Source organism: Polaromonas sp. UC242_47 (assembly GCF_044452385.1).
Classification (GTDB): Bacteria; Pseudomonadota; Gammaproteobacteria; order Burkholderiales; family Burkholderiaceae_C; genus Polaromonas.
On the sequence record NZ_JBIOAO010000001.1, the window covers coordinates 2604290 to 2617098 of the forward strand.

General features: G+C 61.7%; 14 protein-coding genes. 5 read left to right on the forward strand and 9 right to left on the reverse strand.

All coding sequences use genetic code 11. The annotated features are described in order from the left end of the window. Window positions 1-107: 107 nt before the first annotated feature. Together guaA and guaB are read right to left on the reverse strand one after the other, a co-directional pair. On the reverse strand, window positions 108-1727 hold the full coding sequence (guaA, locus tag ACHMXK_RS12660) for a glutamine-hydrolyzing GMP synthase (protein WP_397440829.1): 1620 nt from the start codon (window positions 1725-1727) through the stop codon (window positions 108-110). 72 nt (window positions 1728-1799) lie between these two features. Continuing rightward, complete coding sequence (gene guaB / locus ACHMXK_RS12665) at window positions 1800-3269, reverse strand: IMP dehydrogenase (RefSeq protein ID WP_397440831.1); 1470 nt, start codon at window positions 3267-3269, stop codon at window positions 1800-1802. A gap of 88 nt (window positions 3270-3357) precedes the next feature. On the opposite strand from guaB, the gene ACHMXK_RS12670 reads away from it, so the two are divergent. Beyond that, a complete protein-coding gene (locus ACHMXK_RS12670; RefSeq protein ID WP_397440833.1) occupies window positions 3358-3960 on the forward strand; it encodes a DUF4124 domain-containing protein in 603 nt (200 codons plus the stop codon). A gap of 11 nt (window positions 3961-3971) precedes the next feature. Here ACHMXK_RS12670 and ACHMXK_RS12675 read toward each other — a convergent pair whose 3' ends face one another. Further along, window positions 3972-4301 (reverse strand): RnfH family protein, encoded by a 330-nt coding sequence (locus ACHMXK_RS12675; protein ID WP_397440835.1) that lies wholly within the window; start codon window positions 4299-4301, stop codon window positions 3972-3974. Window positions 4302-4308: 7 nt separating this feature from the next. Then, window positions 4309-4755, reverse strand: coding sequence for a type II toxin-antitoxin system RatA family toxin (locus tag ACHMXK_RS12680; protein ID WP_397440837.1), 447 nt, complete (start codon window positions 4753-4755; stop codon window positions 4309-4311). Window positions 4756-4810: 55 nt separating this feature from the next. On the opposite strand from ACHMXK_RS12680, the gene smpB reads away from it, so the two are divergent. From smpB to ACHMXK_RS12700, 4 genes are all read left to right on the forward strand, one after another. Then, a complete protein-coding gene (gene smpB, locus ACHMXK_RS12685; protein WP_397440839.1) occupies window positions 4811-5368 on the forward strand; it encodes an SsrA-binding protein SmpB in 558 nt (185 codons plus the stop codon). A gap of 112 nt (window positions 5369-5480) precedes the next feature. Beyond that, the gene (locus tag ACHMXK_RS12690) at window positions 5481-5855 is read left to right on the forward strand and encodes a hypothetical protein (protein WP_397440841.1); all 375 of its coding nucleotides are present in this window, start codon (window positions 5481-5483) and stop codon (window positions 5853-5855) included. A gap of 59 nt (window positions 5856-5914) precedes the next feature. After that, window positions 5915-6448 (forward strand): RNA polymerase sigma factor, encoded by a 534-nt coding sequence (locus tag ACHMXK_RS12695; protein ID WP_397440843.1) that lies wholly within the window; start codon window positions 5915-5917, stop codon window positions 6446-6448. Between the two features lie 12 nt (window positions 6449-6460). Continuing rightward, entirely contained in the window at window positions 6461-7291 is an 831-nt protein-coding gene (locus ACHMXK_RS12700; protein ID WP_397440845.1) for an anti-sigma factor family protein, read from the forward strand. 10 nt (window positions 7292-7301) lie between these two features. Here ACHMXK_RS12700 and ACHMXK_RS12705 read toward each other — a convergent pair whose 3' ends face one another. The 5 genes from ACHMXK_RS12705 to rbfA all read right to left on the reverse strand — a co-directional run bounded on the left by ACHMXK_RS12705 (window position 7302) and on the right by rbfA (window position 12774). Further along, window positions 7302-8429 (reverse strand): enoyl-CoA hydratase/isomerase family protein, encoded by a 1128-nt coding sequence (locus tag ACHMXK_RS12705; RefSeq protein ID WP_397440847.1) that lies wholly within the window; start codon window positions 8427-8429, stop codon window positions 7302-7304. Beyond that, complete coding sequence (locus tag ACHMXK_RS12710; protein ID WP_318408767.1) at window positions 8426-9310, reverse strand: DMT family transporter; 885 nt, start codon at window positions 9308-9310, stop codon at window positions 8426-8428. The genes ACHMXK_RS12705 and ACHMXK_RS12710 overlap by 4 nt, the downstream gene beginning before the upstream one ends. 91 nt (window positions 9311-9401) lie before the next feature. Continuing rightward, a complete protein-coding gene (gene typA / locus ACHMXK_RS12715; RefSeq protein WP_397440849.1) occupies window positions 9402-11225 on the reverse strand; it encodes a translational GTPase TypA in 1824 nt (607 codons plus the stop codon). A 42-nt stretch (window positions 11226-11267) separates the two neighbouring features. Beyond that, the gene (gene truB, locus ACHMXK_RS12720) at window positions 11268-12317 is read right to left on the reverse strand and encodes a tRNA pseudouridine(55) synthase TruB (RefSeq protein WP_397440851.1); all 1050 of its coding nucleotides are present in this window, start codon (window positions 12315-12317) and stop codon (window positions 11268-11270) included. An 88-nt stretch (window positions 12318-12405) separates the two neighbouring features. Continuing rightward, entirely contained in the window at window positions 12406-12774 is a 369-nt protein-coding gene (rbfA, locus tag ACHMXK_RS12725) for a 30S ribosome-binding factor RbfA (protein WP_397440853.1), read from the reverse strand. Window positions 12775-12809: the final 35 nt, after the last annotated feature.

Genomic DNA, 12809 nt, shown 5'->3' on the forward strand with positions numbered 1-12809 from the left:
AGTTTCTCGCACCTCACACACGCGTCAACCGCCCATCGAGGGCGATTGACTCGCCAGCCGCTGCGCTGGACTATCCCGCCTTGCGAGGCCCTCGCCCTTCGCTCCCCTTACTCCCACTCAATCGTGGCGGGGGGCTTGCTGCTGACGTCGTAGGTGACGCGATTGATGCCGCGCACTTCGTTGATGATGCGGCCCGACACTTTTTTGAGCAGCGCGTAAGGCAGTTCGGCCCAGTCAGCGGTCATGAAGTCGCTGGTTTGCACCGCGCGCAGCGCCACCACGTAGTCGTAGGTGCGGCCATCGCCCATCACACCCACACTTTTCACCGGCAAAAACACCGTGAAAGCCTGACTGGTCAGCTCGTACCAGGTCTTGCCGGTCTCGGCATCCTTGAAGTTGCGTAACTCTTCGATGAAGATCGCGTCGGCGCGGCGCAGCAGGTCGGCGTATTCTTTTTTGACTTCACCCAGAATCCGTACACCCAGGCCCGGGCCTGGGAAGGGGTGCCGATACACCATGTCATGCGGCAGGCCGAGCGCCACGCCCAGTTCACGAACTTCGTCCTTGAACAGTTCGCGCAGCGGCTCCAGCAGTTTCAGGCCCAGCTGTTCTGGCAGGCCACCCACGTTGTGGTGACTTTTGATGGTGACGGCTTTTTTGTTTTTGCCACCGCCGGACTCGATCACGTCCGGGTAAATTGTGCCCTGGGCCAGCCATTTGGCGCCCTTGGACGAGGCGTTGGCGGCTTTCAGCTTGGCGGCTTCGGACTTGAAAACCTCAACAAACTCGCGGCCAATGATCTTGCGTTTGGCTTCGGGTTCGCTGACGCCGGCAAGGTGACCGAGAAACTGCCCTGCGGCATCCACACGGATGACCTTGGCGTGCAACTTACCGACAAACATCTCCATCACCATGTCGCCTTCGTTCAGGCGCAGCAGGCCGTGGTCGACAAACACACAGGTGAGTTGGTCGCCGATGGCACGGTGGATCAGCGCGGCCGCGACGGACGAATCCACGCCGCCGGACAGGCCCAGAATGACTTCTTCGTCACCCACTTGCTGACGGATTTTATCGACGGCTTCGCTGATGTAATCGCCCATGACCCAGTCTTGCCGCGTGCCGCAGATACCGAGCACAAAACGCCGCAAAATGGCATCACCCTGTTTGGTATGCGTAACTTCGGGGTGAAACTGCACCGCGTAAAACTTGCGGTCTTCGTCGGCCATGCCGGCAATCGGGCAGGAGTCGGTAGACGCCATGAGTTTGAAGCCGGGCGGCATTTCGGTCACCTTATCGCCGTGGCTCATCCAGACATCGAGCATGCCCTGGCCTTCGGCCGTGGTGTAGTCGGCGATGTCTTTGAGCAGCGCGGTGTGGCCGCGGGCGCGCACATCGGCGGAGCCAAATTCGCGAGTATGGCCGCCCTCGACCTTGCCGCCCAGTTGGTGCGCCATGGCCTGCATGCCATAGCAAATGCCCAGCACCGGCAGGCCTAGCTCAAACACGGTTTGCGGCGCTTTGTCGGTGGACTCTTCGTAAATGCTGGCATGGCTGCCCGACAAAATAATGCCCTTGAGCGAGCCGTCTTTGGCGTATTCGCGGACCCAGTCGTCGCTCACGTCGCAAGGATGGACTTCGCAAAAAACATGGGCGTCGCGCACGCGGCGCGCGATCAGTTGGGTGACCTGGGAGCCGAAATCGAGAATGAGGATTTTCTGGTGCTGCATGAGGGCGGTTCTTCAAGGCAAAAAAAGAAAAAAGGCGTCTGTACGACAGACGCCTCCGGCGGGCTAAGTAGCTCAGTCTGCCCGGTAGTTCGGCGCTTCTTTGGTGATCTGCACGTCGTGGACATGGCTTTCGCGGATACCAGCAGCCGTGATTTCGACAAACTCGGCCTTGTTTTGCATGTCTTCAATCGTGGCGCAGCCGCAATAACCCATGCTGGCGCGCAAGCCGCCGGCCATCTGGAAGATGATCGCAACCATGGAGCCTTTGTAGGGCACGCGGCCTTCAATGCCTTCGGGCACCAGCTTGTCGGCGTTCGGGTTGCCGGTGCTGGATTCCTGGAAATAACGGTCCGCGCTACCCTGCTGCATGGCGCCTATGCTGCCCATGCCGCGGTAGCTCTTGTAGCTGCGGCCCTGGAACAGGATCACTTCGCCCGGTGCTTCTTCGGTGCCGGCAAACATGCCGCCCATCATCACCGTGCCCGCACCTGCGGCGATGGCCTTGGAGATGTCTCCGCTGTAACGGATGCCACCGTCGGCAATCAGCGGCACGCCCGTGCCGCGCAAGGCGGTTGCCACGCTGTCGATGGCCATGATCTGAGGAACGCCGACACCGGCCACGATACGTGTGGTGCAGATGCTGCCAGGGCCAATGCCGACCTTGACGCCATCGGCACCGGCTTCAACCAGCGCCAGGGCAGCCGCGCCGGTGGCGATATTGCCGCCAATCACGTCAATCTGCGGGTAGTTTTTCTTGACCCAGCGCACACGTTCGATCACGCCTTGGTGGTGGCCGTGCGCGGTGTCCACAACCAGGGCATCAACCCCGGCCCGGACCAGCGCTTCGACGCGTTCTTCGGTGCCCTCGCCCACCCCGACGGCCGCGCCCACGCGCAACTGACCGTGCGAGTCACGCGCGGCATTCGGAAAGGTGGTTTGTTTGGTGATGTCCTTGACGGTGATCAGGCCCTTGAGCTCGAAATTGTCATTGATCAGCAACACGCGCTCCAGGCGGTGTTTGTTCAGCAAAGCCTTGGCATCGGCCAGGGTCGCCGTCTCGGGCATGGTGATCAGGCGCTCTCGCGGCGTCATGATGGTGCTGACCGGCACATCCATGCGCGACTCGAAACGCATGTCGCGCCCGGTCACGATGCCAACCACCCGGCCGCCGTCGATCACGGGAAAGCCGGAAATGCCGAGCTGCTCGCTCATGGCCATCACCTGGCGGACCGTGTGGGTCGGCGTGATGACCACGGGGTCGCGCAACACGCCACTTTCGTAACGTTTGACCTTGGCCACTTCGGCCGCCTGCTGCTGGGGCGTGAGGTTTTTGTGGACGATGCCAATCCCCCCCTCCTGCGCAATGGCGATGGCCAAACGTGCTTCCGTCACCGTGTCCATGGCCGCCGATACGAGCGGCAGGTTCAGGCGGATGTTGCGTGAGAACTGGGTGGAAAGCTGGGTGTCCTTGGGCAGGACCTGGGAGAACGCTGGCACCAACAATACGTCGTCGAAGGTGAGCGCTTTGCCGAGTAGGCGCATAGGGATGGCTCCAAAAACACGATTGTACCCGCGCCGCTGGGTACAAACCCTCGCGCAGCCCAAGAGACCCTGACGGATTCCTGAGCGCGTGACAAAAAAGCCACTGCTGCAGCCGCCAGCCTTCGTCGCCCAGGCGGGCAGCGCTACACTGGAAAGCATGGACCTGAAAATCACTCCCAAACATCTTGTTTTGACGCTTGCAGGCTGGGCGATTGCGCTCAGCGCCGCCGCGCAATGGCAGTGGATTGACAAGGACGGACGCAAGGTTTTCAGCGACCGGCCGCCGCCTTCGGACATCAAGGACAAAGACATTCTCAAGCAGCCCGGTGGCAGGGGCCGAGCCAGCGTGGCCGTCCAGCCAAGCGAGCCCGGCGACGCGGCCACACCGGCCGCGCCTGTCGCGACCGCCAAGGAGGCCGCCCCCAAACTCTCGGGCAAAAATGCCGAACTGGAAGCCAAAAAGAAAAAGCTGGAAGAGGACGAAGCCGCCAAGAAGAAGGCTGAGGACGAAAAAGTAGCCCTAGGCAAAGCGGATAACTGCGAACGCGCCAAAAAAGCCGTGGCCACCCTTCAGTCAGGCGTACGTGTCTCGACGACCAATGCCAAAGGCGAACGCGAGTTCATGGATGACAACACACGCGCCGCGGAAAACCAGCGCCTGCAGGGTATTGTCGACAGCGACTGCAAATAAGCCATCCAGGCTTAGTACCCGGCCTTGGCCCCTGCCCGTTTCTGGGCAAACAACCCTGATTTTTTCACGCCCTGCTTGCTGAAACGTTCGCGCCTGGCGGTTTTGGGGTCCACCCGCAAGGCGCGGTAGATTTCCAGCCGGTCCTGCTCGCGCAACACCTGCCGCAAGCTGGTTTTACGCCCCCAGATGCCCAGCGCCAGCCGACTGGGCGCCAGTTCCGGAAACTCCGCCAGGATGCCGCTGGCTTCTAGGGCCTGCGCCACCGTGCTGCCGGGGGGCAAGACCAGGGGCCATTCGCGCACCTGGCGTGGCGCCGGCGAATAAACCAGCAGGATGTTCAAGGGTGCCTCAGGTTTCACCGTACACCTGGCCCGCCCGTTTGACAAAGGCATCGACCATGCTGCCGGCAATCTTGTCAAACACCGGGCCGACCAGCGCGGCCAGCGCCGCATTGTCAAAATCGTAACGCAGGCTGAAATTGACCTTGCAGGCGCGCTGGCTGCCGTCGCCCAGCGGCGCGAAGTCCCAATGGCCATCGAGTTTTGAAAACGGGCCGTCCACCAGTTTGAGCGACACCTTGTGGTCCTGGACGTGGGTGTTGCGGGTGGTGAAGGTTTGGCGGATACCGGCAAACGAAATGCCGACCTGGGCGGTCATGCCACGGCCGTCTTCCTCGACCACTTTGGCCTGGTCGCACCAGGGCAAAAACTGCGGATAACTGGCGACGTCGGTGACCAGGGCAAACATTTCGGCTGCGCTGTACCAGATAAGAACGGACTTGTGAACGGTTTTCATACAATCATGGGCTGCGCGCAATTGTATTAGCCGATGGCGCCCTTAACTTTTATACATGGCCACCAAAGAAGCATCCTCCAAAAAACCGGCCGCCGCCTCGTCCTCCGGAAAAAGCACGGACAAGGCCGCTAGCAACCTCAGCCCCAAAGCGGCCGCTGCGGCCGTGCGTATTGCCGACAACAAAAAAGCGCTGTTCAACTACCACATTGAGGAACGTTTCGAAGCCGGCATGGTGCTCGAAGGCTGGGAGGTCAAGTCCCTGCGTGAAGGCAAGGTGCAGCTGACCGACGGTTATGTGGTGATCCGCAATGGCGAGTTGTTCATCATCGGCTGCCAGATCAACCCGCTGGGGACCGCCTCCACCCATATTCGGCCGGATTCGGTGCGCACCAAAAAACTGTTGATGCACAAGGACCAGATCCGCCGCCTGATCGGCAAGATCGAGCAAAAAGGTTTCACCCTGGTGCCGCTGAACCTGCACTGGAAGGCCGGCAAGGTCAAATGTGAGGTTGGCCTGGCCAAGGGCAAGGGCGAACACGACAAACGCGACACCATCAAGGACCGCGAAGGCAAACGCGAGGTCGAACGCGCCATGAAATCCAGGAGCCGCTAGGCATCCGGCGCATTTTTTTGAACGATTTCGGCGAGCGATGGAATAAACCGGGACTGGCCGGTGTTTATCCCGGTGCAGACATTTGCTGCCTAACCTTCACCCGGAGTCTTTCATGAAACTCTTGTCCATCGCCCTGATCACCGCTGCCCTGCTGGGCGGCTGCGCCTCCATGAACGCCGCCACCCCGGCCAAAGTCGCCGACGGCGCACTGGTCGGCCCCAACGGCATGACCTTGTATGTGTTCGACCGCGACACCGCCAACAGCGGCAAATCCGTCTGCAATGGCCCTTGCGCCACCAACTGGCCACCCTTGATGGCCACGGATGCCGACAAGCCCACCGGCGACTACATGGTCATCACGCGTGACGACGGCAAAAAACAATGGGCCGTCAAAGGCAAGCCACTGTATTACTGGTCCAAGGACAGCAAGCCCGGCGACAAGACCGGCGACAACTTCATGAACATCTGGCACGTCGCCAAGCCCTGAGGCGGCCAGATGCGGAAACCAGCCATGCGCCATACGACCGCGCGCCCTTGCCGTCAGCCATGACTGATTTTCCGCTGACCGAGCACATCCCCAGCCTGCGGCGTTACGCCCGCGCGCTCACCGGCGACGCCTGGGTGGCCGACGACCTGGTGCAGGACACGCTGGAGCGCGCCTGCAACAAATGGCGTTTGTGGACGGCCGGCAGCGATTTGCGCGCCTGGCTGTTCACGCTGATGCACAATATTTTCGCCAACCAGGTGCGCAGCGCGGTCCGCCAGGCCAGCGCCGGCACCCTGGTAAATGCCGAGGATGTGGCGCATGAACTGGTGGCGGAAGATGCCGGCACCGCGCAGTCGCTGGACCTGCAGCGTTGCCTGCTGCGCCTGCCGGAAGAGCAACGCGTGGTGCTGCTGCTGGTCAGCCTGGAAGACCTGTCTTACAACGACGTGGCGAAAATCACCGGTGTGCCTGTCGGCACGGTGATGTCGCGGCTGTCACGGGCACGAACGCGGCTGCGCGAACTGATGAACAGCCCGCCCGCCGCACACGCCGCCCAAGCCGCTGCCCCGGTTCAGCTCAGGCGGCTCAAATAGGGCCCGAACACCATGGATAAAACAAACGATTTCATGCAGGACAAGCTTAATGCGCTGGTTGATGGGCAACTGACGGCCGAACAGCAGGCCGAGGCCCTGGCCCAAGTGGCCGGCGACCCGGCCGCGCAAGACACCCTGCAAGCCTGGCAGGCGCAACGCGAGGCCTTGCGCGCCCTGCACCGCCCACTGCTGGAGGAGCCGATTCCGGCCACCCTGCTGGCGGCGGCGCAACGCGGCCGGCAAGGCCGGCAACAACTCGACCAATGGTGGCGCTGGGGCGGCATGGCGGCGGCGGTGATGCTGGCCTTTGGCGTGGGTTGGCTGGCGCATGGACGGTTGGGCCAGCCTGCGGCGCAACAATTGGCGGCGGCTAATCCGGCGGCTGCGGCCCAGGCCTTTGTGCATCAGGCGTCCTTGGCCTATGCGGTGTATTCACCGGAAGTGCGCCACCCGGTCGAGGTCGATGCGGCGCAACAGGAACATCTGGTGCAATGGCTGTCCAAACGCCTGGGTCGGCCGCTCAAGGTGCCGCTGCTGGCCAGCCAGGGTTACGAGCTGGTGGGCGGCCGGCTGTTGCCGGGCGAAGGCAGCGCACGCGCGCAGTTCATGTTCCAGAACGCCGCCGGCCTGCGGGTCACGCTCTACTTGGGGGCGGTGGATGCGCCCCAGGCCGCTGGCGCAGCGCACAACAAGGACACGAAGGAAACGGCTTTCCGCTACAGCATGAACGGGCCAGTCCCCTCGTTTTACTGGGTGGACCAGGGTTTTGGCTACGCGCTGAGTGGCGCACTCTCACGCGACGAGTTGATGCGGCTGGCCGAACTGGTTTACCAGCAGCTCTGAGCCGGCCGACTTACAGCTCGCGCAAAGGGTGGGCGTCGGCTGGCCAGGGGCTGGCAAAAAAGGCCTGCACCATCGCCGGCTTGACGTCTTCAATCCGCGCCGGGTTCCAGATCGGCGTGTAGTCCTTGTCCACCGCCAGCGCACGTATACCTTCCACGGTTTCACTGGCGACGCCGGGCCGCTGGTAAAAGCAGTGCTGCACGATGTCGCGCTCCATGCGCAAGTCCTCCGCCAGGCTCAGGGTTCTGGCGCGGCGTATCTGCTCCAGGGTCACATGCAGCATCAGCGGTGAACGTTTGCGCAGCAAGGCACCGACCTTCTTGGCCGCGGCGTCAGGCGCTGCCTCCAGCGCATCGACCATGTGTTTCACCCGCGCCAGCGAAAAATATTGATCAAACGGGCCTTCAGCCCTTTCTGGACGAGCACCATCAGCTACCAAATTGGTAGCAATCCATTGCGCCACATCGGGCGCGCCGGCAAAGGCTTGGGCGCCCAGGTCTTGCCACAAGGCGGGCAAACGTGCGGCCGGCAGCTTGACGTCGGCCAGGCCATAAGCCAGCGCCTCGTCGCCGTCTGTCACCACACCGGTCAGCGCCAGGTATTCCCCCACGCTGCCCGGGCAGCGGCTCAGGAAATAACCGCCGCCCACATCGGGGAACAGCCCGATATTGGTTTCAGGCATCGCCAGTTTGCTGTGTTCCGTCACGATGCGAACCTGGGCGCCCTGGCTGATGCCCATGCCGCCGCCCATGACCACACCGTCCATGAAGGCGATGTAGGGTTTGGGGTAGTTGTGGATCAGGTGGTTGAGGCGGTATTCCTCGGTGAAAAAATCGTCCAGCGCGGTGTCGCCGGCCAGGGCCGCCTGGTGGAAAAAGCGGATGTCGCCGCCGGCGGAAAAACCGCCGAACAGGCTTTCCGGCGTACCGGGACGGCCGTGTTTGTTGCTGCCGCGAATCGCCACCGCCAAGATGGCGGCGTCATCGCGCCAGGCCAGCAGTGCCGTCGCCAGGTCGCGCACCATTTGCAGCGACAAGGCATTGAGTGCCTTGGGCCGGTTCAAGGTGATAAATCCGACCTGCCCGCGCACCTCGGTCAGGATGTCGCCGCTTGTTTTCAAATGTGTTGTTTCGTTCATAACCTGTTTCTCCAGCCCATCAGTTCGTTGGCGACCAGCGCCCCTATCACCAGCATGCCGCCGGTCAGCACCGTGGAAGCCGGCACCTCGCCCGCGCCTACCCAGGCCAGCAGGATGCCAAAAATAATCTCCAGCAAGGCCAGCAAGGCCATTTCCGGCGCCTTCAGCACGCGGGCGCAGACCACCGACAAGACACAGGGAATCGCCAGCTGCAGCAAACCCAGCATCGCCAGCAGGCCCAGGTCGCGCCCGGTCGCGCTGAACGGAAACGCCAGCGGCAAGGTCAGCAACGAGGAAATCGCCGCACCCACCAGCACCGCAGGCACCAGGTCGATTTTTTCACCGTGTGCCTGGCTGCGCTGCACCACGGTCCAGTTCACCGCACCGGCCAGCGGCACCAGCAAGGCCACCAGCGTACCGGCCAGCTCGCCGCTACCGGCGTCCAGGCTGACCTGGGAACCATGCATCCAGGCAATACCCACACCCGCGACGGCAATCGCCAGCCAGGTGCGTGTGGGAATGCGGTGGCCGATAAACACCCGAGCCACCAGCGCCGTGATGAAGGGGCCAGCCGCCATGGTGACCAGCACATTGGCCACCGTGGTCATGGTCAGCGCCAGCATGAAGGCGGTGAACATCACACTCCAGCAGACGCCGGAGATCCACAAAAAACGGCCGGCGTGGCGAATTCTGGAAAAAACCTCGCGCCCCTGAAACAGCGGCAGGATCACCAGCAGCGACAACGCGGTGAAAAAGCTGCGCCAGAAAGTCACTTCAAAACTACGCGCCGATTCCAGTTGCCTGGTCACGACTCCGGCGATGGACCACATCAGGGTAATCAAAACCATCAGGGCCACCGCCCGGGAATGCGTGAGTTTCATGAAACGACCTGCCTGTCAAACACCTGCCGATGAGAAAAGGACGTGAAAAGGGCCGCTGCACCGCAGCGGCCCTTTTCCGGATCACGCTATCTTAACGGCCAGCGCGCTTGCGCTCGCTTTCGGTCAGGTGACGCTTGCGCAGACGGATGGACTTGGGCGTGATTTCGACCAGTTCGTCGTCCTCGATGAATTCCACGCCGTATTCCAGTGTGCATTCGATAGGCGGCGTGATCTTGATCGCGTCTTCCTTGCCGGACACGCGGAAGTTGGTCAGCTGCTTGGTACGCGTGGCGTTGACCACCAGATCGTTGTCGCGGCTGTGGATACCCACAATCATGCCTTCGTAAACCGGATCGTTGGCCTTGACGAACATGCGGCCGCGGTCGTCCAGCTTGCCCAGGGCGTAGGTGAAAATTTCACCGGCATCCATGGAGATCAGCACACCGTTTTTACGGCCGCCGATGTCGCCCTTGTGCGGCTCGTAGCAGTCGAAAATATTGGCGATCAGGCCGGAACCACGGGTCAAGTTCAGGAACTCGTTGGTGAAACCGATCAGGCCACGGGCCGGGATGCGGTATTCCAGGCGCACACGGCCACGGCCGTCCGGCTCCATGTTGACCAGCTCGCCCTTGCGCTCGCCCAGGGCTTGCATCACGCCGCCCTGATGCTGCTCTTCGATGTCGGCCGTCACCAGCTCGATAGGCTCGTGGCGCACGCCATCGACATCCTTGTAAACCACGCGTGGCTTGGACACCGCCAGCTCGTAACCTTCGCGGCGCATGTTTTCCAGCAGGATGGTCAGGTGCAACTCGCCGCGGCCCATGACTTCGAAGATACCTTCTTCGTCGGTTTCCTTGACGCGCAGCGCCACGTTGTGTTGCAGCTCTTTCTGCAGGCGGTCCCAGATCTGGCGGCTGGTGACATATTTGCCTTCGCGGCCGGCCAGCGGGCTGGTGTTGACGCAGAAGTTCATGGTCAGGGTCGGCTCATCGACCTTGAGCATGGGCAGCGGCATCGGGGTCAGTGGGTCGGTGATGGTCACGCCAATACCGATCTCGGTAATACCGTTGATCAGCACGATTTCGCCGGGGCCTGCTTCCGTCGCCTGCACACGCTCCAGACCCTGGAAAGTCAAGACCTGGTTGATACGGCCTTTGACAGCCTTGCCGTCCGGGCCTTCCATGACCACCACGTCCATCATCGGACGGATCGTGCCCTGGCTGATACGGCCCACGCCGATACGACCCACAAAGGTCGAGAAATCGAGTGCGGAAATCTGCAGTTGCAGTGGCGCAGCCGGGTCACCCTTTTGCGGTGGCACGTGTTTGAGAATGGTGTTGAACAGGGCCGACATGTCGGGACCCCACTGTTCGTTGGGAGGACCTTCTTCCAGCGAGGACCAGCCGTTGATGCCGGAGGCGTAAACCACGGGGAAGTCCAACTGCTCGTCGGTGGCGCCCAGCTTGTCGAACAAGTCAAAAGCGGCGTTGACCACCTTGTCGGGGTTGGCACCGGGTTTGTCGACCTTGTTCACCACCACGATGGGTTTGAGGCCCAGGGCCAGGGCCTTCTTGGTCACAAAACGCGTCTGGGGCATGGGGCCTTCCTGCGCATCGATCAGCAGCACCACGCCATCGACCATGGACAGAGCACGTTCCACTTCGCCGCCGAAGTCGGCGTGGCCCGGGGTGTCGACGATGTTGATGTGTGTGCCTTCCCAGCTCACGGCGCAGTTCTTGGCCAGGATGGTGATGCCACGCTCTTTTTCAATGGCGTTGTTGTCCATCACGGTGTCGACGACTTTTTCGTGTTCGGCAAAAGTGCCGGACTGGCGCAGCAACTGGTCGACCATGGTGGTCTTGCCATGATCGACGTGGGCGATGATGGCGATGTTGCGGATTTGTTTATGACTCATGGTTGGCTTTCAGGAAAACTTGAAACGGGTAAAACTAAAAAATCAGGAATGCAGGGACGCGGTCACCGGGTCGGGGGGCTCTAACGCAAAACTTTCCGGACGGCGTTGTGTCGCTTGCAAAATGTCGCTGACCTCGATCGGGCTGAGCAAACGCTGGGGAATCAACTCATCGGCCGTGACGTGGGCAGAACCCAGAAACGCCGGCGGATGGTCGCCATAAACTTGCACCAGCGGCGCATCAGCACCCCATTGGCCGGCTTGGCCCCGGCGCCGCATACCGCTTAAAAACCGTCCTGCATTATCCGCATCCAATGTGACACGAGGATACGCCGCCAGCAGCGTCTGCGGCGGCAACAAACAGGCGTCGCGCTCGGCCTCGCTCATGGCCTCCAGCGCGGCCAGGCTCACGCATTGGCTGGCGACAAAACCGCCGGTTTCCAGGCGCCTGAGCGAACCCAGGTGGGCGCCGCAACCGATGGCTTCACCGATGTCTTCGCCGAGCGTGCGTATGTAAGTGCCTTTGCTGCAGCTCACTACTATTTTGATAGCTGCTTGCGCCCGCGGGTCCTGGGCCAGAGCCATATTTAGCTTGTAAATCGTGATGTGGCGGGCTTCCCGCTCGACTTCTTCACCTTTGCGCGCGTATTCGTACAAGGCCTTGCCGTCTTTTTTCAGCGCCGAATACATGGGCGGAATCTGCGCCAGCGGACCGGTGAAACGTTTAGTCAGCTCGGCCAGCAGTTCGGGCGTGATTGCCGGCACCGGCCGGGTTTCAATCACGTCGCCTTCGGCATCGGCGGTGCTGGTTTTCTGGCCCAGCAGGAGCACGGCTTCATAGGTCTTGTCAGCGTCAAGTTGCAACTGGCTGAACTTGGTGGCCGCGCCAAAACACAGGGGCAACACGCCGGTGGCCAAGGGGTCCAGCGTGCCGGTATGGCCGGCCTTGTCCGCCCGCAACAGCCATTTGGCTTTTTGCAGCGCCTGGTTGCTCGAAAAGCCCAGCGGCTTGTCGAGCAGCAACACGCCGTGGACGGGACGTCGCTGAATTTTTTGGCGTGTAGGTGCCTGACGGTGACTGGAAGGTGTGGACATAAGCGTTTCGACAAGCTCAACGCGAACGGAACACCCGCTCGCGGTGGGTACCGTTCACCCCGAGCCTGCCGAAGGGGAACGGTACGCTTCAGTCTTCCTGGGCGCGAGAGGAAACCGCCTTGGCAATCAAGGCGTTCATGTCGGCCGCACGTTCGGTGGTGCGATCAAACTGGAAATGCAGCGTGGGAACCGTGTGGATCATCAGCTTCTTGAACAGGCCGTTACGCAGAAAACCGGCCGCCTGATTCAGCGCCGTTTCACATTCTGCCGGGTCGCCCACCAGCACGCTGAAAAAGATCTTGGCATGGGCATAGTCCGGCGTGACCTCGACGGCCTGGATCGTGACCATGCCCACACGCGGGTCTTTCAACTCGCGCGCAATCAAGGCCGTCAAATCCCGCTGGATCTGGTCGGCAACGCGAAACCCGCGATTCGGTGTGGAAGATTTTTTACGCATATCAACAAGTGTGGAGTCTGTTCAGCGGCGGCTGG